General features: G+C 56.6%; 17 protein-coding genes. 8 read left to right on the forward strand and 9 right to left on the reverse strand.

Going from position 1 to position 21,342, the window contains the following annotated elements; all coding sequences use genetic code 11:
- Nucleotides 1-67: 67 nt before the first annotated feature.
- Nucleotides 68-907: an SDR family NAD(P)-dependent oxidoreductase gene (locus GOB93_RS03785; RefSeq protein ID WP_173582191.1), complete on the reverse strand. Its 840-nt coding sequence runs from the start codon at nucleotides 905-907 to the stop codon at nucleotides 68-70.
- Nucleotides 908-1,056: 149 nt separating this feature from the next.
- Nucleotides 1,057-3,576 (reverse strand): DUF3772 domain-containing protein, encoded by a 2,520-nt coding sequence (locus GOB93_RS03790; RefSeq protein ID WP_242010512.1) that lies wholly within the window; start codon nucleotides 3,574-3,576, stop codon nucleotides 1,057-1,059.
- 358 nt (nucleotides 3,577-3,934) lie between these two features.
- Here GOB93_RS03790 and GOB93_RS03795 point away from each other — a divergent pair, with 358 nt between their 5' ends.
- Nucleotides 3,935-5,881 (forward strand): OPT family oligopeptide transporter, encoded by a 1,947-nt coding sequence (locus GOB93_RS03795; protein WP_173582192.1) that lies wholly within the window; start codon nucleotides 3,935-3,937, stop codon nucleotides 5,879-5,881.
- Here the strand turns inward: GOB93_RS03795 and GOB93_RS03800 are convergent.
- Together GOB93_RS03800 and GOB93_RS03805 are read right to left on the reverse strand one after the other, a co-directional pair.
- Nucleotides 5,856-6,602 carry a TadE/TadG family type IV pilus assembly protein gene (locus GOB93_RS03800; RefSeq protein ID WP_338422285.1) on the reverse strand — a complete coding sequence of 249 codons (747 nt, stop codon included), beginning with the start codon at nucleotides 6,600-6,602 and terminating at the stop codon, nucleotides 5,856-5,858. The genes GOB93_RS03795 and GOB93_RS03800 overlap by 26 nt on opposite strands.
- Complete coding sequence (locus GOB93_RS03805) at nucleotides 6,599-7,207, reverse strand: TadE/TadG family type IV pilus assembly protein (protein ID WP_173582193.1); 609 nt, start codon at nucleotides 7,205-7,207, stop codon at nucleotides 6,599-6,601. Before GOB93_RS03805 ends, GOB93_RS03800 begins: the two co-directional genes overlap by 4 nt.
- A gap of 295 nt (nucleotides 7,208-7,502) precedes the next feature.
- On the opposite strand from GOB93_RS03805, the gene GOB93_RS03810 reads away from it, so the two are divergent.
- From GOB93_RS03810 to GOB93_RS03820, 3 genes are all read left to right on the forward strand, one after another.
- Nucleotides 7,503-9,902, forward strand: a complete 2,400-nt coding sequence (locus tag GOB93_RS03810) for a heavy metal translocating P-type ATPase (RefSeq protein WP_173582194.1) — start codon at nucleotides 7,503-7,505, stop codon at nucleotides 9,900-9,902.
- 95 nt (nucleotides 9,903-9,997) lie between these two features.
- Entirely contained in the window at nucleotides 9,998-10,204 is a 207-nt protein-coding gene (locus GOB93_RS03815) for a heavy-metal-associated domain-containing protein (RefSeq protein ID WP_173582195.1), read from the forward strand.
- 220 nt (nucleotides 10,205-10,424) lie between these two features.
- Nucleotides 10,425-10,706: a hypothetical protein gene (locus GOB93_RS03820; protein WP_173582242.1), complete on the forward strand. Its 282-nt coding sequence runs from the start codon at nucleotides 10,425-10,427 to the stop codon at nucleotides 10,704-10,706.
- 4 nt (nucleotides 10,707-10,710) lie between these two features.
- On the opposite strand, the gene GOB93_RS03825 is transcribed toward GOB93_RS03820, so the two are convergent.
- Complete coding sequence (locus tag GOB93_RS03825) at nucleotides 10,711-11,256, reverse strand: HNH endonuclease (RefSeq protein ID WP_173582243.1); 546 nt, start codon at nucleotides 11,254-11,256, stop codon at nucleotides 10,711-10,713.
- A gap of 220 nt (nucleotides 11,257-11,476) precedes the next feature.
- On the opposite strand from GOB93_RS03825, the gene gluQRS reads away from it, so the two are divergent.
- The 3 genes from gluQRS to GOB93_RS03840 all read left to right on the forward strand — a co-directional run bounded on the left by gluQRS (nucleotide 11,477) and on the right by GOB93_RS03840 (nucleotide 15,081).
- On the forward strand, nucleotides 11,477-12,376 hold the full coding sequence (gene gluQRS / locus GOB93_RS03830) for a tRNA glutamyl-Q(34) synthetase GluQRS (protein WP_173582196.1): 900 nt from the start codon (nucleotides 11,477-11,479) through the stop codon (nucleotides 12,374-12,376).
- A 227-nt stretch (nucleotides 12,377-12,603) separates the two neighbouring features.
- Nucleotides 12,604-13,806 (forward strand): pyridoxal phosphate-dependent aminotransferase, encoded by a 1,203-nt coding sequence (locus GOB93_RS03835; RefSeq protein ID WP_173582197.1) that lies wholly within the window; start codon nucleotides 12,604-12,606, stop codon nucleotides 13,804-13,806.
- 120 nt (nucleotides 13,807-13,926) lie between these two features.
- Entirely contained in the window at nucleotides 13,927-15,081 is a 1,155-nt protein-coding gene (locus tag GOB93_RS03840; protein WP_242010530.1) for a pyridoxal phosphate-dependent aminotransferase, read from the forward strand.
- A gap of 10 nt (nucleotides 15,082-15,091) precedes the next feature.
- Here GOB93_RS03840 and GOB93_RS03845 read toward each other — a convergent pair whose 3' ends face one another.
- Nucleotides 15,092-15,937 carry a 2OG-Fe(II) oxygenase gene (locus GOB93_RS03845; RefSeq protein WP_173582199.1) on the reverse strand — a complete coding sequence of 282 codons (846 nt, stop codon included), beginning with the start codon at nucleotides 15,935-15,937 and terminating at the stop codon, nucleotides 15,092-15,094.
- A gap of 212 nt (nucleotides 15,938-16,149) precedes the next feature.
- Here GOB93_RS03845 and GOB93_RS03850 point away from each other — a divergent pair, with 212 nt between their 5' ends.
- Complete coding sequence (locus tag GOB93_RS03850) at nucleotides 16,150-17,829, forward strand: M3 family oligoendopeptidase (protein WP_173582200.1); 1,680 nt, start codon at nucleotides 16,150-16,152, stop codon at nucleotides 17,827-17,829.
- A 779-nt stretch (nucleotides 17,830-18,608) separates the two neighbouring features.
- Here the strand turns inward: GOB93_RS03850 and groL are convergent.
- From groL to GOB93_RS03865, 3 genes are all read right to left on the reverse strand, one after another.
- Nucleotides 18,609-20,252 (reverse strand): chaperonin GroEL, encoded by a 1,644-nt coding sequence (groL, locus tag GOB93_RS03855; RefSeq protein WP_173582201.1) that lies wholly within the window; start codon nucleotides 20,250-20,252, stop codon nucleotides 18,609-18,611.
- 54 nt (nucleotides 20,253-20,306) lie between these two features.
- Nucleotides 20,307-20,600: a co-chaperone GroES gene (gene groES / locus GOB93_RS03860; protein ID WP_173582202.1), complete on the reverse strand. Its 294-nt coding sequence runs from the start codon at nucleotides 20,598-20,600 to the stop codon at nucleotides 20,307-20,309.
- Between the two features lie 505 nt (nucleotides 20,601-21,105).
- The gene (locus GOB93_RS03865) at nucleotides 21,106-21,309 is read right to left on the reverse strand and encodes a cold-shock protein (RefSeq protein WP_146887918.1); all 204 of its coding nucleotides are present in this window, start codon (nucleotides 21,307-21,309) and stop codon (nucleotides 21,106-21,108) included.
- Between the last annotated feature and the right edge of the window lie 33 nt (nucleotides 21,310-21,342).

A 21,342-nucleotide genomic window follows, 5' to 3' on the forward strand; every position in this document is an offset into this window, starting at 1 on the left:
TTGCAGAGGATCATGCAGGGTCGTCGGCTCTGTGTCACCTCCGCCCGTATTGTATTATGATGTCAGCTCAGACGTTCGGGCTTCTTCCGCTGGCGCGATCGGAGCCGCGGCGGCCGAACCAGGTGAGGACCGGGAGGGCCATACGGAGGATTCCCGGGAACATCATGCAGAGGCGACCGAAAAGTCCATCTATGGCGGGCTCAAAGCGTTCCTGACCCGGGTGGCGAAGGGTTTTCATGACGGCGGCGGCGATGGCTTCGGGCTTTGCGGGCGGGGTCACGAAATTCAGCACTGAGCCGCCACGGGCCATCTCGTCGCGCAGCATGGGGGTATCTACAGCACCGGGAAAAACGGAGGATACAGCGATGGCGCTGGATTTTGTTTCCAGAGTCAGGGCCAGGGCGAAGCTGCGAAGAGCAGCCTTGCTGGCGACATAGACGGCGCTGTCAGCGAGCGGGATAACGGCGGCAAGCGAGTTGATAAAGACGACATGACCTCCGCGTGGGATCAGATGGAGCAATTGCGAGGTCAGCAGCACGGGAGCTGTCAGGTTGATGGCGATCTGACGCTGGACATCTTCCGGGCGAAGGCTGCTGACCGGACCGGGCACGATAACGCCGGCACAATGGATGAGAACCCGGACCGGGCGACCTTCGGCCATAAGCGTAGCGGTGGCACGGCCAATATCTGCGGCACTGGTGAGATCACATGGAATGTGCCGGATCTGTGCAGTATATGGAACCGGGGATGATGGTGCTGTGCGGGACAGAGTGACGGTATCATAACCGTTATGAGCCAGTGCCATAAGAATGGTCTGGCCGATCCCGCCCGATCCTCCGGTGATAACCGCAAGAGGCGGCCTGCCGGTGTACGCTGTATCGCCCGCGAACGGCCCGGTCCTGATCATAGGGTCTCCTGTTTGCCGGTTTTTACACTGGCATGGCTCCTGGTTCCAGCCTGCTTCTCATCACCGGGTAAATTAACGACCGTGTTGTGGCTTCCATACATCGCGGGCATCCGCGAGTGATCCTGTGTGCAAACCTGGCAGACCGGTTTTCATGACTCTGTCTTCTTCGTGGACCCCGCCGGGGCATCTGTCTGCGATATTTTATCCGGCTGTGCCCCGGTGGCGGTCCCCTGAGTATTCTTTTCCGGTTCCACGCTGGCCACGATCCCGGCGTCCTGCAGCGCGCTCCACAGAGCAAAACGGACAGCATTCGCGACACTGTCGACATTTCTTGGTGACGACGTTTTCGCGGAAGCCGTCAGCGTGACCGTGTCGAGAGTGATGGAAGCGACGGTAACGCCTGGCGCCGGGTCTTTCAGGAGGCCGGACACAGTGCCAAGAGTTTCTGACATGACGCTCACGGCTTTCGTCAGGTCAGTTCCGACCGGCATGCCTATGGAGACAGACAGGGCGCCGGCAGGATGTCCCAGGGTCACGTTCCGGACGGCGGATGTGATGAACTGCGAGTTCGGGACGATCATCGTGGAGCCATCGGACAGTCCTATATCGGTAGAACGGACACTGATGCGACGAATATCACCGGTGGTGCCGTTGATCTGGACAAGGTCACCGATGGTTACGGGACGCTCAGCGAGCAGGATGATGCCGGAGACAAAGTTCTGCACGATAGACTGCAGACCGAAACCGATACCAACGGACAGCGCGCTGACGACCCAGGTCATGCTGCTGACGGTGATGCCGATAGTCGACATAACAGTCAGTCCGATGACGATCCAGGCGGCATAGGTGAAAATGGTGATGATGGAAGTCTGGGAGCCGAGGTCCAGATTCGTCGTCGGAAACAGTCTGCCGCTCAGCCAGTTTCGGGTCAGACGAATAAGATAGTAGCCGATAACCGGGATCGCAATGCATTTAAGAATGACGTCAAAGGACAGGGTGATGCCACCGATACTCTGGCCGAACACCACCTTTCCGATATTTCCCGATATGACAGAGAAGTCGAAATCACCACCTGACTGGGCGACGGCAATGCCGACGAAGAGGAGCAGGATGCTGAACAGGCCGCTGAAGACAGTGACGCTCTGATCGACGAGGCGGGGTGAAAGTCCAAGCCGGACCAGATGACAGCCGAGCGGGCCGGAACTAATGAAAACGGTGGAGGCAAGGTCGTTGACCAGGAGAAAAACAAGCGACAGCCCCAGAACGGTGATGACCATGGAACAGATCCACGACAGCATCGTATAGCCCAGCGGGATGTAGCCAATAAGGCTGGCGATCACGCAGAAGACGGAGATGACGAATGCCAGGATCCGGGCGATGCGGCCGATGGTACTTTGCAATGGCGGTGTATCGTCCTGTCCGGTCTCACCGCTCCGCATGATCTGTTTTGGTGTCATGAAGAGCAAGGGTGCGGCGGCGAAGACAAAGACAAGATCGGAAGTCTGAACGCCGAACGGACCAAGGCCCGATTCCGTATCGATGTAACGCAGAACACCTCGCAGAATGAGAAGGAGCGCGAACCACAGGGCATAAGGTCCGAGCGCCCGGGCGGCGGCATTCCCCAGAGGCACAAGACGCCAGTCGGGTTTACGGGGCGCGAGCATGGCTGTGGCTGCGCCGAGAATGAACCCTGCAAGCGGGATCTGGGCGCCGACGAAACCGGCGAGACGGGCGAGGCTGCTGCCATCGACATCGCTGGCACCGGTGATTCCAAGCCACAGGACCAGAGCGCTGCCACCGGAGAAGGCGGCGCAGCAGGCCGAATAGATTACGACGGCGCCGATGCGACGCACGCGACCATCCGGCAGAAGACGGGCAGCGGCGCGACGGGCCTGGGTCAGCAGGAAGAATGGGGCGGTGAAGAGAATACCTGCTCCGGCAAGGCAGATGAGCAGGGTCATAAGGGCTGAACCACGGGCGGTCCCGGCGATGGTTCCGGCAGTCTCACCGGCGAATTCCCGGACGCGGGCAAGGTTTGACGCGGCTTCCGTGGACAGATTGCTCCAGAAAGCGGGGGCTGCAGGAGACGGAAAACGCTGCAGGAGCATGGCTTGCTGGACGGCATCGTTACGCTGGCCGAGCACCTGAACAAGCTGATGCGCCTGAAGTGCGTAGAGGCGGGCACGGGTCAGGCGGGTATCGAGATCCTGTTTCGCTCTGAGCAGTCTGCTGCGCTGCGCCGTCAGGGTTGCCGGCTCGGGCGGGGCATCCTTTGCGGGCGCCGGTCCGAGAACGTCAAGCATGGTTTTGAAGATGTTCTGATAGGGTTCGAGCTTTGCCACAAGGCTGCTGGCCCGGGTTTCTGCGGCGGTGGCGCGCCGGGTCAGGTCGGCGACAGTCATCGCGCCTTCGCTGGTACCAGACACGACGCGCGTGCGAAATACGTCCTGAATGGTCTGTTCGAGTTCGTTCAGAGTGGCATCGGAAGCAATGGTATTGGGAACGGCGAACAGCGTATCCTGCTGGTCAGCGGAGGCACTGGTCATCGCGGGAGCCTCATCGGCCGCGCGGGCGGATATGGGCGCGACACCTCCAGTCAGACCCGTGAAACAGGCAAGGAACACAAGCGGCCCTGCGATGCCCGGCACAAGATGGAAAACAGCCCTCAAAATCGAGGATAACGTCCTCTGGACCGGTTGTGTGATATGGGGGGTAAACGCTTCCGGCATCAGTATTCCTGACACGGTTCCTCCTGATCGATGACCGCCCGAAATGCGGATTATTGTTCTCTGTTCTCTTATTAACCCCCTGAGAGGCAAACTGGTTTCCGGGCTCGCTCGTCAACGGACGTTTGCATATCGAACCGGTTCGGCCATCATGGGCGGAATCAGCAATGTGTGTGTCGGGCCGTAAGTCGGCATACCACCTTTCGTCAACCGGGGTCTGGCCTGGGAGAGCTCTGGCAGGCCGGAAGTTTTCTCCGGACGTGCAGTGCTTTTCAGGGCAGGCTCTTTTCAGGATCGCTTTATGCAGCAACCCGCCAGCTCCCGCGAGCTGACCGTTCGCGGTCTTATTATCGGTGCTCTTATCACCGTGGTGTTTACAGCTTCCAACACTTATCTCGGGCTGAAGATCGGGCTGACCTTTGCATCGTCGATTCCGGCGGCAGTCATTTCGATGGCGGTCTTACGGATGCTGGGCGGTGGCTCGATCCTCGAAAATAATATGGTGCAGAGCCAGGCGTCGGCAGCGGGCACGATTTCGACAGTATTCGCGGTGTTTCCCGCGCTGATTCTGATCGGACACTGGACACGGTTTCCGTACCTTGAAACCGCAGGTCTCACGGCGGCAGGCGGCATGGCAGGAGTGCTGTTCACAATTCCGTTGCGGCGTGCCCTGGTGAACGACAGTCCCCTCCCCTATCCCGAAGGCGTGGCAGCAGCGCAGATCCTGCGGGCAGGGGACACACAGACCGGGCGAGGCAATGGGGCCAGTGGCCTCACGACACTGCTTCTGGGTACTTTGATTTCTGCCGTGTTTTCATTCTTCAGCGGTGGATTACGGGTGGCAGCGGACAGCGCCTCGGTGGTTTTCTCTTCCGGCTCCGCCATATTCCGTCTTTCAACAGGGTTTTCGATGGCGCTGCTTGGTGCCGGTTATCTTGTTGGAATCACGGGCGGCCTCGCAATGCTGTTCGGATACATTTTATCATGGCTGATTGCTGTTCCCTGGCTGACAGCGATAACCCCGAATACGGATCATCTGGCTCCGGCTGCGTTTGCGACATGGATATGGATGCATAAAGTCCGTTTTATCGGAGCGGGGTCGATAGCACTTGCTTCGGTATGGACACTCGGGGAACTGGCCGTGCCGGTCATCCGGGGTGTGAAGGATGCGCTGACATCTGCCGCCGGAGTATCGATCGATAAGCGCGACCTGTCTCCCAGAACGATCGGTCTGACCGGTGCCGGTCTGTTTGTTCTGATTGCTGTCCTGCTGACGATGTTTCTTCTCCCGTTTACGTCACATGTTATCGTGCCGGTGCTGTTCGGTACGGTCTTTCTGTTCGTTTTCGGATTCCTCACGGCGGCTGCGTGTGGATATATGGCAGGTCTTGTCGGATCATCTTCATCTCCGATATCCGGCATTGTTCTCATTGCTACAATTCTGGTCTCGGCTTTTATGCTTGGAATGGATTCTTTCGGGCTTCTACCAGCAGTATTTTCAGAAAACGGCCACCATCTGGCGATCGCATTCACAATCGTTGTTCTGTCCGCGGTCGTTGCAGCGGCGGCAATTTCCAACGACAACCTTCAGGACCTCAAGACCGGGCAACTCGTCGGGGCTTCGCCATGGAAACAGGAAGCGGTGCTGCTGCTGGGATGCGGAGTGGGGGCGCTCGTTGTTCCACCGGTCCTGAACCTTCTTTATCAGGCTTACGGATTTGCCGGAGCATTGCCGCGTGCCGGCATGGATCCGGCCAGAGCTCTGGCTGCGCCTCAGCCAGCAATTATTTCCATGGTATCGACTGGCATCTTTGAACGGAATCTTGACTGGACAATGATTTCGGCGGGACTGCTGCTGGGTGTCATTCTGATCGGGTTGGATCGTCTCCTAAGGCGAGGTGGACTGGCGCTTCCACCTCTCGCAGTCGGGATTGGCCTGTATCTGCCTCCGGCAGTTTCCACGACTCTTGCCATTGGCGCACTGATCGGCTGGTGGCTGCAGCGCCGGACAGGACGCGCGCAGGGCGAAACCGGACCAGGGACGATGATTGCGTCCGGTCTGATTGTCGGCGAGAGTCTGATGGGTGTCGCACTGGCAGCCGTCTCCGGGCTTACCGGTTCGGATAACGCGCTTTCCGTCACAGGAAGTGGTATCGCCCCCTGGGATACAGTGACCGGATGTCTGGGTTTTCTCGTTGTGTGCTGGTGGTTTGTGGCGCGCGTCAGGAAGACGAGTAATTACATTTGACAGTGGCGCTGCCACTCGTCAGCGAGACATCACCGGACCCGGAACCGGCTGTCAGCGGAATGGAGGAGGACTGGCGCGGCACCATGTAAAGGCTCTCATACATCGACAATGTATAAGGGCTGCTCTGGCCGGAACCGGAAAATTTCGGCAGATATGAACTGAGTACCGGTGGCAGATAATCGTACCAGGCCTCCCCGTAAATGAGGTAGCTGGAGGCCGTTGAATCCGTTCCGGCTGGCAACGTGACAGTTTCATTCAGAGCACGGGCAGCACGATTGAGGCCGCAGCTCCATACTACTGTGCCGGTACCACTGCTTCCCACCGAAACCTCGGAAACAACCATTTCGGCGGGATTCGTAGAATAAGGTTCCAGAACCAGCAATGAGGCGGCCAGGACAAGTGAAGCATCGTCCGTGGTCATGGTTTCATACTGAGTCGTCAGGTTTGCGATGGTGTGGGAGGCGGTCGTGACTTTCCGCATGACAATAACGGCGTCTTCAATTTCGGCCCCGCAAATGAACAGAATAATCAGAACGGGTGCCACCAGAGCAAACTCAATGGCCGAAACCCCGCGCCGGCAGTTTCGAAACTGCAACCAGCTTTTCCGGACCAGATCACGAGCGAGTTTTTTTTCGCGAATGAGTTCTCTTTTGTGAAGACGATCTTTACCTGGTATTTTGTGGCTGGCGTCCGAAGTCGTGCCCGTAGAGCGCCGTATCACGTGGCGGGCTCCGCTTTAATGACCACGGTCGAGACCATAGCCAGATTTTGCCCTGCACCTTTTGTTACGGGATTGAAGCCGCCAAGACCTCCGGACAGCGGAACAGGCAGCATATATATCAGCTCGAGAACCACAATATCGCCCGGACTTCCCGGATCGTAATTCAGGCTGTTTGTCAGTTGTCCCCCGCTGCCAAATACCGGTTGCGTTTCCGCCGCGTTGACATCAGAAAAACTGCTGACCGTCTGTACATTGATGTACAGCGAAGAGCAGTTCATATATGATGGTAAGCTCGCGCAGGCCTGAGCCTTGAACTCCGAAGCGTTTCCGGATGCCGGAGCCTGCCCCGTAAGAATCTGGCGGGACATCTGATCCGAAATGGCATCAAGCGAATCCTGGGTGAAATAGATGATGCTCGTCATCACCGATGCGTAGAGGAGCGCAAACAACGGAATCGCAATAAATGCGAATTCAAGAGCCGTCGCACCTGCCTGATCCCTGAAAAATACGCCGGGCGCAGTTGTCCTGTTCAGTGATTTTCGTTCTGCCGGGCCGGCAGCCGGGCACGATGTCGCGCGTCTTTTGATTGGATCCTCTTTTTGCATCTGACCGGCCGCCTGATCACGCGCACCGATTTAAAAAATCTCGTAGCGACAGAAACAGGAGGATACCTTCGCAGTCTGGCGTTAACGGCACGTTTAAAACACCAGGACCCTCCCCTTGCGTGATCCGAAGAAAATATCCTTATGTCCTGCACCGATATGCGCCCAGTCGTGCCGCAACACGTTATGTGTGCCTTCTGAAGCTGTCATACTCGGGACGCATGCGCTGAATTCACGACATTTAATGAACAGAAAGGACCCGGCGAACCGGTATCTCCTTCCTGTATCGGAGACGGTAATGGCAGCATCGATCTCTCTGCCTGTTGAAGGCATGACGTGTGCAGCCTGCGCGGCACGCATCGAAAAGGTTCTGAACCGGCTCGAAGGAGTGACCGCACATGTGAATTTCGCAGCGGGAAAAGCCTCCGTAACTCTGGGCGAAAAGCACGCACCGGTTGGCGATATCGAGGCGGCGATCGGAAGGGCCGGATTTACTGTACCGCATGAGCATGTCGTGCTGTCGATCGAGGGCATGACATGCGCGGCCTGTGCGACACGGATTGAGAAGGTTCTGAATCGGCTCGAAGGAGTGACCGCACATGTGAATTTCGCGTCCGCACGGACGACAGCAGACATCACTCCCGGGCTTGCCGGAATCGATGACCTGATTGCGGCTGTGAAGGGCGCCGGATTTCAGGCGGAGCTGACAGAGACGGATGAGGCAGCGCGTCTGGCGCGCCGCGCCGGATTACGGCGGCGGCTATGGATCGAGTTCATTGCCGGCGCGGTAATGACACTGCCTCTGCTTCTGCAGATGGCGCCGGGTGCTGGTCATGTGCTGATGCTGCCGCGGTGGATCCAGCTTGTTCTGGCAAGTGTTGTGCAGTTCTGGCCGGGACTGAAATTCTATCGGGGAGCATGGGCGGCTCTGCGGGGAGGCGGTGCGAACATGGACGTGCTGGTGGCTCTCGGCACGACGATTGCGTGGCTGTCGAGTGCGGTCGTGACTGTATTCGGGCTGAATGCACCGGTGTGGTTCGAGTCCGGAGCGACGGTCCTGACGCTGGTGACAGCCGGCAGGCTGATGGAGGCAAATGCAAAAGACCAGGCGGCGTCAGGCATTGCGCGCCTGGTGAAGCTCCAGCCGCAAACGGCGCATGTAGAGACGGCGGATGGGGTTCACGATCAGCCCGCAGCGGGGCTTGCGCTTGGTGATGTGTTTGTTGTGCGACCCGGTGAAGCGGTGCCGACGGACGGATCAGTGTTAACGGGAGAATCGGCGCTGGATGAGGCGATGCTGACCGGGGAAAGCCTGCCGGTAATGCGCGGCCCGGGCGATCTGGTGCGTGGCGGAACGATTAACGGGGACGGCGTTCTGCGGGTAAAGGCAACGGCTGTCGGGGCGGACACAGCTCTGGCACGTATCACGCGAATGGTGGACGAGGCAGAGGGATCGAAAGCGCCAATCGAGCGGCTGGTGGACCGGGTTTCAGCCATTTTCGTACCGGTGATTCTGGCGATTGCGCTGCTGACACTGGGGATTGGCTGGGCGGCTTCCGGATCATTTGAATGGAGCCTGCTCAACGCGGTAGCGGTACTGGTTGTAGCCTGCCCGTGCGCTCTGGGGCTGGCGACGCCGACCGCGATCATGGTCGGGGCGGGACGCGGAGCGGCGGCAGGACTGCTGTTTCGCTCGGCAGAGGCGCTGGAGCAGATGGGGCGCATTTCCGTGCTGCTTCTGGACAAGACCGGAACGCTGACGGAAGGGCGACCCGAAGTGACTGGCGTGTTTCCGACAGATGGTCTGGCACGGGGAGACGTTCTGGCACTGGCGGCGGGAATGGAGAGGGACTCCACCCATCCGCTGGCGAAGGCAGTACGGAATGCGGCGACAGAAGCCGGAGTGACACCGGCTGACGTGACGGACGGACAGGCTGTGGCAGGGCATGGACTGACTGCACAGGCTGGCGGCGTACTGGTGCGACTGGGATCGGAGCGGTTTCTGGGAACCGTGCCTCAGGGACCGGCGGCGGAGGCTGCGCTGCTTGGAGAGACTTTGATCGGGGTTGAGCGGAATGGCGTTATTGCGGGATGGATCGCTGTAGCGGACACGATCCGGGCGGATGCGGCGCAGGCTGTCGAGCTGCTGAAGGATCTTGGAATTCGTCCGGTGATGGTGACGGGAGATTCCGAGGCGGCGGCACGACGTGTGGCGACAGCGGTCGGGATAACAGACGTTCGGGCGGGCGTGTTACCGGGTGACAAGGCTGCGGAAGTGGCAGACGCCCGGGAGTTTGCGGGTGAAAGTGGTCTGATCGGGATGGTCGGTGACGGGATCAATGATGCACCGGCTCTGGCGGCGGCTGATGTCGGAATCGCGATGGGCAGCGGCACGGACGTGGCGCTGGATACGGCTGCAGTCGTGTTGATGAGGTCGCAGCTTCTGGCACTTGTGGATGCTGTCAGTCTGTCGCGGGCAACGTCACGCAAAATCCGGCAAAACCTGTTTTTCGCCTGTATCTACAACGGGCTTGGAGTGCCACTGGCGGCGTTTGGAATCCTGCCGCCGATGTTGTCCGGGGCCGCAATGGCGATGAGTTCGGTTTCGGTGGTGAGCAATGCTCTGCTTCTCAACCGGTGGCGTCCTGTCTCGCAGGATGTGCGATCAGTTCCGATGATAGCCGGGGCTGGACAATGACCAGATGAGGCGTAATGGTCGCGACCTGTTGAACACGATGACCGGATCTGCGAGCTGAAAAGTTGCGGGATCGGATCTGTAAGGAGGAAAGAGCGATGAAAACAGAGACATTTCTCGTACAGGGTATGACATGCGAAGGATGTGTTTCATCGATCAAGCGGGCGCTTGAAGGTCTCTCCGGAGTGAAAGAGGCGCGACCTTCTCTGGAAAAAGGCGAGGTCTCAGTAGATTACGATCCTTCTCTGACCGGCGAATCGGCAATCCGTCGGACGGTCGAGGCGGCAGGTTTCGACGTCAACTGATATTTTCGCCAGCGAATTACGTTAAGCCGGCCCGTGTCCCATCAGGTTTCGGCCATGCAGAGTGCACGCGGGGGAACTGCCGGGGCTGGACTTCATTGATCTGGCGGAACGTGGCAGATGGAGTGTGTCGTGGCGGATATGTTGCGACGCTGAGTCAGAAAAGAACGAGGTCGCGGTGTCTCATCCAGCAGAAACCATGAAGCGTAAGTCCTGGGGATGGATGCACGCGCGCAGGCTGGCGCCGTTGCTGGCTCTGTGCGTTGCAGGATGTTCTGCGGAGATGGGCCGGACAATCAACGATACCGATATTTCATGCCTGCGAAAGCAGATGGGTTCTGAGATTCACACCTCTTTCCCGCTTGCGGCAAATACATGTCAGCGCTGGACCAATCACAACACGATTTTCAATCAGAAGACCGCGAAACCAATTCCGCTTAATCTGAAGGGTGCGCCGGATCTGCAGGCTCTGGCTGAAGAATATAGCTATACCTATACGAAATAAAGCTTCAGGTTTCCAGTTCGACGTCCCAGTAGAGATAGTCACGCCAGCTCTCATGCAGATAATTCGGCGGAAAGGCTCGTCCGTTTTCCTGAAGTTCCCAGGTCGTAGGCTGCGCGGGACGACGACGCGGGAACATACGGATTTCCTGCGGCAGATGATCGGCTTTGAGAAGGTTACATGTGCCACAGGCAGTGATGACATTTTCCCATGTCGTTCTGCCCCCCTTGCTGCGGGGAATGACATGGTCGAAGGTCAGTTCATGCGTGGGAAGCTGGTCACTGCAATACTGACAGGAAAAATTGTCACGGAGGAAAACGTTGAAACGCGTGAAGGCAGGACGTCTGGCTGTCGGGACATATTCTCTGAGAGCGATCACGCTCGGCAGACGCATACTGCAGCTCGGTGAGCGGACTTCTGCATCGTATTCGTTGAGAACAGAAACCCGGTCGAGACAGACCGCCTTGATGGTGTCCTGCCAGGACCACAGCGAAAGCGGAAAATAGGAGAGCGGCCTGAAATCGGCGTTCAGGACGAGAGACGGATAGTGCATACTGCCACAGGTCAAAGCGCGTATCCTTTCCCCGGAGACGGCTCATGAATTCCACGGCTGGGCTCGAAACAGAACGCCATGGGTCACGCGTCGTCGAGAATTGTCATAAAAACTATAGGCCCGAAAATTCGCGTACTGCAAGAAAGCGGACTCTGCGGGAATATGAGAGTTCCATGACAATATCGCATGAAAGAGCCCGTTTCCGGCGCCGGGACATCCGGTGAACGGTAAATCCGCCAAGGCAGGTGAGCCGGTTACGACCCGTTTTGCACCGAGCCCGACAGGGCCGCTGCATCCTGGGCATATAGCGGCAGCCTTTTTTGCCAGACGTCAGGCCGGAATGGATGGTCGGTTTCTGTTGCGGATGGAAGATATTGACACGCAGCGCTGCCGGGAGCGGTTTATCGACGAAGCGCTGGAGGATCTGGAGTGGGTCGGGCTGCGGTGGCATGGCGCCGTGATCCGGCAATCAGAGCGAATGGCCCTTTACCGGACAACGCTGGAGGCACTTGATGCCCGAGGGCTGATTTATCCGTGTTTCTGCACGCGGTCGGCGATTGCGCGGGAGCTGTATGAAGCGGCTTCGGCGCCGCATCATGCACCGGACGGAAGTCTGATTTATCCGGGAACGTGCCGGAGGTTGAATGCCGGGACGCGGACCCGGCGAATAGCGGCAGGGGAACCTTATGCATTGCGACTGAATGTCGCGCGGGCTCTGGGCGAAATCGGACCAGCCTCCCTCACCTTCCGGGATCTGAGTCGCGGCACCATCGTGTGTGATCCGCTGGCATTCGGAGACGTGGTGCTGGCAAGGCGGGATGTGCCGGCATCCTATAATCTTTGTGTAACATACGACGATGCGGCGCAGGGTGTGACGCTGGTGACGCGGGGTGAGGATCTGCGGGATGTTACGGCAATCCATCGGCTTTTGCAGGAGCTGATGGGGTGGCCGGAGCCGGATTACCTGTTTCATCCGTTGTTATGTGATGCCGACGGACGGCGGCTTTCGAAACGGGACGGGGCCTTCTCGATCCGGGCGATGCGGAAGGCCGGGATGAGTGCGGAAATGGTGCGGCGGGCAGCAGGGATTCAGGATGATTTCTGTTGCACACACACATAACAGATACACTGACCCCGGAATTTCCTGACTGGTTCAGACCCAGGTTTGTCATGTGGCTTTTTGTCAGTGCTGAGGAGAAAATCAGCAATTTCCTGTTCGGACGTAACTTCACAGGATGTGAACGTCCGGCTGTTCCGCATTGGCATGAAACCTTCTATTGTGCTGCGCCGCCGGGAGACGGCTTGTGACCGGATCTGTTCCGGTCTCCACTTCTCAGGATCGAGATCATGTCTTTCATCGCCGACCGCCTGAATAAAATCAGCCCGAGCCAGACCATTGCCATTACGGCTAAAGCCAGTGCACTGAAGGCGGCAGGGCGCGATATTATCAGCCTGTCGGCAGGCGAGCCTGATTTCGATACTCCGACGAACATCAAAGCGGCGGCGATCCGGGCGATCGAGACAGGCCAGACGAAATATACGGATGTCGCGGGTACGCCTGCCCTGCGTGCGGCTGTGGCTGAGCGATTCCGGCTGGATTCCGGTCTGGATTACAAGCCAGAGGAGATCATTGTCTCTACCGGCGGCAAGCAGGTTATTTATAACGCGATGGTCTCGACCATTAATAAGGGCGACGAAGCGATCATTCCGGCACCGTGCTGGGTGTCCTATCCGGATATTGTAGCGCTGGCTGATGGCGTGCCGGTGGTTGTGCCCTGTCTTGCGGAAAACAGTTTCAAGCTGACTGCGACCGAGCTTGAGGCAGCGATTACGCCACAAACGAAGTGGTTCTTTCTCAACTCACCATGTAACCCGACAGGCGCGACCTATTCGGCCGAGGATTTGCGACCACTCTGCGATGTGCTGCTGCGACACCCTGATGTCTGGATCTTTACCGACGATATCTATGCAAAGCTGGTTTATGATGGTTTTAAGCCGGCGACGATTGTTGAAGTCGAGCCGAAGCTGCGGAATCGCACCGTGACGATGAGCGGGGTATCGAAGGCTTACGCGATGACGGGCTGGCGGATCGGGTTCTCGGGAGCGCCGGTGGAACTGACGCGCGCAATGAATAAACTGCAGGGGCAGTCGACATCGAACCCGTGTTCGATCGCACAGGCGGCGGCACTTGAGGCTCTGACGGGGCCACAGGATTTCATCGGGACGATGTGTGAAACCTATCGGGGACGGCGCGATCTGGTGGTGTCGATGCTTAATCAGGCGAGCGGGCTGAAATGCGCACGACCGGAAGGAGCGTTTTACGTATTCCCGTCGATGGCGGAATGCTTTGGTAAAAAGACCACTTCGGGCAAAGTGATTGATACGGATGAAGCGTTTGTCACTGCTCTGCTGGATGAAGAGGGCGTGGCGGCTGTGCATGGATCGGCGTTTATGTTCGCCGGGCATTTCCGGGTATCTTATGCAACGGATACTGAGAGTCTGAAGGAAGCCTGCACGCGCATTCAACGTTTCTGTGCGAGCCTGCGCTGAGAGATAGAGAGACGGTGAGTAATGGAAGGCGGAGCGGCTTCAGTGGGGCAGATTTCAGAGACAGGCATATCCCGACCTCGTCTGGCAAGGCGGCTTGACGGGCTGCCCGCTCCGGCGACCATGGAGATGGCCCGGAAGGCGCGGGCTTTGCGGGCGGAGGGACACAATGTGATCTCCCTGGCTCTGGGCGAGCCGGATTTTCCGACGCCACCTTATGCGATTGAGGCTGCACACGCGGCGGCGCTGGCGGGAGATACGAAATACCCGCCGGTCGATGGAAAGCCGGCACTGAAGGCGGCGATTGCACGGAAATTCGAGCGCGAGAACGGGCTGAATTTTGCGCCTGACGAACTGATGGTTTGTAATGGCGGCAAACAGGTCATCTTCGATGCGTTCATGGCAACGATTGATCCGGGTGACGAGGTCGTTGTTCCGGCGCCATACTGGGTAAGCTACCCGCTGATCGCACGGATGTTTGGCGGAGTTCCTGTGCATCCGGAATGTGATGAGGCGGACGGGTTCAGTCTTCGGCCGGAACGGCTGGCAGCGGTGATGTCGCCAAAGACGAAATGGCTGGTACTGAATTTCCCGAATAATCCGTCAGGCGCTCTGTGCACGGAAGAAGATTTGCGCGGCATTGCCGCCGTACTTCGGCGGTATCCTGATGTATGGATTCTCTCTGACGAAATCTACGAACACCTTGTTTTCGATAACCATTCGTTCCGATCATTTGCAGCAGTGGCGCCAGATCTGAAAGATCGGGTGCTGACGATGAACGGAGTGGCGAAAGCTTATGCGATGACGGGCTGGCGCGTGGGTTACGCCGGTGGGCCACGCGAGTTGATTGCAGCAATGCGGGTGGTTCAGGGCAATGCGACCTCAGGTGTCTGCACAGTGGCGCAGGCGGCAGCGGCGGCGGCGCTGGACGGACCAGCGGATATGATCCGGGAGATGGTGGCGACCTATGCGCGGCGGCGGCTACTGGTGGTCAAAGCACTGCGGGCCATTCCCGGGATGACCTGCGCGATGCCGTCAGGAGCGTTTTATGCGTATCCCGGAGTTGCGAGCTATCTTGGAAAAACCACAAGGAATGGCCAGCTGCTGAGGACAGACATAGATTTTGCGATGGCATTACTGGAGCAAGCCTATGTGGCAACGGTTCCGGGAAGTGCTTTCGGGCTGTCGCCTTATCTTCGGCTGTCCTGCGCAACCTCAGATGCCGTCCTGAAAGAAGCCTGCGAGCGGATTGCGGAATTTACAGCGACATTACACTGAATGGATGAGTTTAAATTGTTCGTTTGTGCACCAACTGGGATTGAAGATTTCGAAGCGATCTGATGACTGGTTGCGGAAAAATATCCCGGATGGTCATCTGGATGCGCCGAGACAAAGGCATGCTAGGCCGCCGTATATAAAGAGTTGTATCAACCGCGGCTTCAGCGGGATGTTCCGGTTCTGTATAAAAGTAAGCAATGAGAGCGCGGCGAGGACGGTCCCCCGGAAGCGAGGTTGGATAGCCATGTGCCGCGATTGGCGACTGTCCCATGATGACGGTTCGCCCAAGAAGCGGTAAAATACTGATCTCGGCACGATTTTCATTCATGTTCCAGAGTTCGAGCGCACCGCCATCGAACTCGGTCCAGTTTGCGTTCAGATAGGTGATGACCGCGATGCGGTTTTCCAGTCCAGTGGACGGATGACGCTGAAAATCAACATGAATTTCAAAATGGCCGTCCGCTCCGGCTTCATGCACACCACCACCAAGAAGAGTGAGATCAGGCTGTAGTGACATAATTCCTGTTACGGATTGCAGAAAAAGGATGAAATCCGGAGAATTAATGACTTCGAAATAATGCGCCGCCAGCGCTGGCAAATCACCGGCATTATTCATCATGCGTTTCTTTTGCAGAGCTGTATAATGCGGCGCCCAGTCAGCTGACGGAAGCGTTTTTATCTCCTCAGCCACTTTATTGAGAAAATCTGCGTCAAACAGATTGTCGATAATCAGATGAGGAAAGGGACTTGCTTTGACGAACGAACTGGCGAGCGCTTTGCCTTTCGTTTCCGAGGGAGGATGCCACACGGAACTGGTGTCCGATCTTCGGGAAATGATGAGCTGATCTGTCGTCATCGAAACCGATCCTTTTCCCTGGAGAGGACAGGAAATATTGGTCAGATCGTCTCATTTATATTAAATGTATTAATATTTTCTTTATTATATGAATCAATAACAAAATTCCATTAAATAATATCCCGACATAACGTGATGCCGGCCCTTGCAATGAGTTGTATCGGGCGATCGTATCGCTGGACGCATGACGTGCCGGATGTCACCATATCCATATGATTCCTGAATTTATCTCCCTCACCATCCCGCGCCCAACGGAAGCCGGTCTCTCGGATGGTTTCCGCGCTGTCGTCACGTTACTTGACGCCGGTAATCTGCAGGCATCACTGAAACGGTTCGACCGGGAACGCCGTTTATTCGATAGCTGGGCAGCGCTCGTTTACCTGCGGTTTTCGCAGGATACGGCAAGTGAAACGAATAAGGCCGAACGTGATTATGCTGACAGGCTGGGACCGAAAGCGACGGCGCTTGAGGTTGCTATCAAGAAGCGGCTGCTGGCACTACCCGAGCGGGAAAAACTGATTGCGATTATCGGATCGCATGTCGTTCAGCTCTGGGAGAGCGACATCACAACATTCGATGAGCGCATAGAGACCGCGCTTGAGGAAGAGTCCAGACTTTGCAGTGAATATACGATGCTTCTGGCGTCGGCGCGGATCACCGTTGCGGGCCAGACGGTTAATCTTTCAGGACTGGCACCCTGGCTGGAGAATGCGGACCGGACGGTGCGTCACGAAGCTGAGCAGGTACGCTGGGCGTTCTTTGCTGAGCATGGCGAGACTCTCGATGCACTATATGCGCGCCTGGTGTCATTGCGGACAGGGATGGCGCGAACATTGGGCTTTGAGCGGTATACGCCTCTGGGCTACCGGAGAATGCGCCGCGTCGATTATGAACCAGAGCAGGTGGCGCGCTTCCGTGACGAGGTGTTGACGCATGTTACGCCTCTGGTGGCGAAACTGCTGGAGAAGCGGCGCCAGGAGATGGGCTGGGATCATCTCCGTTACTGGGATGAGAGTTTCATTGATCCCAAGGGCAACCCGAAACCGGCTGGAGATTATGACCTTCTGATCGGACGGGCACAGACGATGTTCGACCGGATGCCGGGAGAGATCGGACTGTTTTTCGCGGAAATGGTAAAGAATGGCTATCTTGATCTGAAGAATCGCGACGGTAAGGCCGGTGGCGGGTTTTGTACCGCGTTTCCATCTGTCAAAATGCCCTTTATTTTCGCGAATTTCAACGGCACTCATGGGGATATCAGTGTCTTTACCCATGAAATGGGCCATGCGTATCAGAACTGGCGGAGCCGTGAACTGCCGGTCATCGATGAATTGTGGCCAACGATGGAGGCTGCGGAGATCGATTCAATGGGGCTGGAGTTTCTGACCTGGCCTCATATGGAACTCATGGTTGAGGATGGTGCAGCCGATCGGTTCCGAAGAATGCATCTCATCTCGTCGCTAAGCTTTCTTCCTTATGGAGTCTGTGTAGATCATTTTCAGCACGAGATTTATGCGCGACCGGAGATGAGTCCCGAGGAACGACACGCAACCTGGCGAAAACTGGAACAGTTGTACATGCCGTGGCGCGATTATGGGGACATTGCCTATCCGGCTAAAGGTGGCCGCTGGCAGGCACAGGGTCATATTTATAAATCTCCTTTTTATTACATCGATTATACGCTTGCGCTATGCTGTGCGATGCAACTCTGGCTGAGGTCGCGCAAGGACGAACCTGCGGCGATGAAGGCTTATGAAACTCTGTGTGCGCAGGGTGGTTCGATGCCGTTCACAACACTGGTGGCTCAGGCTGATCTGGTTTCGCCGTTTATCCCTGGAGCGCTCGCGGACGTTGTGCGTGAGGCATCGGTCGTACTTGGCGCAACAGATTAATATGTCCTGAATCTGGGACCTTTCATCAGTTAAGTCCGATGATAGCTATGACGATCTGGATAGTTGCGAAGAAGGTTGTTTTCAGCTTGTCATAGCGTGTTGCGATAGCTTTAAACTGTTTCAGCTTTACAAAAATTATTCAGTGATGTTTCGTTTTTTATAAAGCACGAAGCGGGTTTTTCATGGCTTTCGGTGATTTTTTCCTGAAGGGATAACCTCTGTTATCTGCCGTTCTTTGGGCTTTTCAATAAACGGATCGGTGTAATAAGCCTTATCAGCGATGAAGACTTCGGAATCGACTTTTATCCGGAAGAATGTCTGCTTCAGTGATGTCGGCCCTTTATCCGGATGTCAGGGACAGATCAGCAGCCTTTTCCTGTGGCATCGACCATTATCGCGTGGATTTTGGTGATCAGTCCACCCTGGGACCGTCCGATAGCCTGACATGTATTCATTAGCATAATCAGCAATCAGATAGCGGAAAATCCGCCCGGTCACGCGCTTTCGCATCAGCGACGTAACTGCCGATGTACGTTCTTCCTGTCACCGCATCAAACAGCCAGATCGTGCCAGAGAATACCTGCGCGGTAACAATGCAGCACGACTTCGACAAACAGCAGGCGTGCGACTGAAACAAATCTTCTCTGAGGCTCAAAGAGTATTTTTTAAATTCTTCCGCTTTATCAGTCAGCAGCGCTGACCGTAGTTATATCAGGAAACAAAAAAGGGAGGACGAAATCGCCCTCCCCTCTTCAATCTCATAACGACTTTGAGCGGGATCAGAAATCCATATCGCCCATACCGCCCATTCCGCCGCCACCCGGCATTGGAGGAGCCTTCTTTTCCGGTCTCTCAGCAACCATAGCTTCCGTCGTGATCAGCAGGCCTGCAACCGAAGCCGCATCCTGAAGAGCCGTGCGGACAACCTTAGTCGGGTCGATGATACCGGCATCAACGAGGTTCTTGTATTCGCCGAGCTGAGCATCGAAGCCGTAGGCATAGTCATTCGACTCGAGCACTTTACCAGCGATGACTGCACCATCTTCACCGGCGTTGTGAGCGATCTGGCGCAGCGGAGCCTGAAGAGCCTTGCGGATGATTTCGCCGCCGACTTTCTGGTCTTCGTTGTGATAATGCAGATGCCCGAGAGCCGTGGACGCACGGGCCAGAGCAGTGCCACCACCAGGAACGATACCTTCTTCGACAGCGGCGCGGGTTGCATGCAACGCGTCATCGACGCGATCCTTGCGCTCCTTCACCTCAACTTCTGTAGAACCGCCTACGCGGATGACAGCGACGCCACCAGCCAGTTTCGCGAGACGCTCCTGCAGCTTCTCACGGTCATAGTCCGAGGTGGTCTCCTCGATCTGTGCACGGATCTGGTTGCAGCGCCCCTTGATGTCGTCGCCGTTACCAGCACCTTCGACGATTGTGGTGTTCTCTTTCTCGATATGCACCTTTTTGGCGCGACCGAGCATCGGCAGCGTGACGTTCTCAAGTTTGATACCGATGTCTTCGCTGATGACCTGACCACCAGTGAGAATCGCGATGTCTTCGAGCATCGCTTTGCGACGATCACCGAAACCCGGAGCCTTGACAGCGGCGATCTTCAGACCACCACGCAGCTTGTTGACGACCAGCGTAGCCAGAGCTTCACCATCGACGTCTTCGGCGATGATAACCAGAGGACGGCCGGACTGCACAACAGCCTCGAGCAGCGGCAGAATCGGCTGAAGCGAGGACAGCTTCTTCTCATGGATCAGGATATAGGGGTTATCCATATCCGCGATCATCTTTTCCGCATTCGTGATGAAATACGGGGAGATGTAACCACGATCGAACTGCATACCTTCGACGACGTCGAGCTCAGTATGGAGGCCCTTGGCTTCCTCAACTGTGATGACACCCTCGGATCCGACTTTCTGCATGGCCTGCGAGATCATCTCGCCGATCTCATGCTCTCCATTGGCGGAGATCGTGCCAACCTGGGCTGTCTCGGCAGGGGTCGTGATCTTCTTGGTGTTTTTCTTCAGCTCTTCGACGACAGAAGCAACAGCCTTATCGATACCGCGCTTGAGGTCCATCGGATTCATACCAGCAGCGACAGCCTTATGGCCCTCGCGGACGATAGCCTGAGCAAGCACGGTTGCTGTGGTGGTGCCGTCACCGGCCACGTCATTGGTCTTCGAGGCCACTTCGCGCAGCATCTGCGCACCCATGTTCTCGAACTTATCGGCCAGTTCAATCTCTTTCGCGACCGACACACCGTCCTTGGTGATACGGGGCGCACCAAAACTCTTATCGAGGACAACATTACGACCCTTCGGGCCGAGCGTCACTTTGACGGCGTCTGCGAGGATGTCGACACCGCGCAGCATACGCTGACGTGCATCACCACCGAACTTTACGTCCTTAGCAGCCATGAAAAATTCTCCTTAAAGGATGAAAACGATCAGAAAGGGGGATCAGAAGCCTGATCAGGAGGCGATCACGCCCATAATGTCGCTTTCTTTCATGATCAGAAGCTCTTCGCTTTCGATCTTCACTTCCGTGCCGGACCATTTACCGAACAGAACGCGGTCACCGGCTTTGACATCGAGTGCCACGATCTGGCCCTGTTCATTGCGGGCGCCCGGACCGACAGCGACGACTTCGCCTTCCATCGGCTTTTCTTTTGCTGTGTCGGGAATGATGATCCCGCCAACGGTCTTTTCTTCGCTCGTCAGACGACGAACCACCACACGGTCGTGCAGGGGACGAAATTTCGTCATTATGGATCGCTCCATGTTCTTTTTTCGGGACGACGCCCTCAGAGTAAGCGACGCCGCCTCTTGCCACGCGCTCTACGCCGCGGTGCGTTAGCACTCCCACCCCGGGAGTGCCACAATGGAGATAGGAGCGCTTCAGAAGAGTGTCAAGGATGTCTGGCACTTTTCTTCACAGAGTGCCAGTTAGCTGGATTTATCTCAGCTTTTTCAAAATACGACGAAACAGCCAGATCGTAATGCAGAGACTTCCGGCGCTCACCGGATTATGCCTGAACAAGAGACATAACGATCGTGACAAACATGAGAATTTTTAAAGCCAAAGAAACATTATGAGAGAAAGGAAACTGACCCTCATAACAGGCAGCGTTATACAGCACTTAACCTGACAACTCAGGTAAAAACACAGGGCCATTACAGGTATACATATAACCTGTTATTAAGGCCCTGACTGCATCAGATCAATCCACAGACTGTTTTGCTGGTTACTGTCGCAACCAGCAGTGTAGTCTCAGATTGTTTTGAGATTCGTCGCTGCGGCTTTCCCGCGCTCAGTGACCAGCTCGTAGCTGACCTTCTCGTTCTCAGTAAGACCAGTCAGGCCGGCTGCCTGTACGGCAGTGATGTGGACGAAAACGTCCTTATCGCCATCATCAGGCTGAATGAAGCCGAAGCCCTTTGTCGCATTGAACCATTTTACTGTGCCGGTGGGCATTGGAAACATCCTTCCTCGTAGAGCGCGGCCCGA

It is taken from the genome of Acetobacter musti, assembly GCF_011516835.1.
Classification (GTDB): Bacteria; Pseudomonadota; Alphaproteobacteria; order Acetobacterales; family Acetobacteraceae; genus Acetobacter; species Acetobacter musti.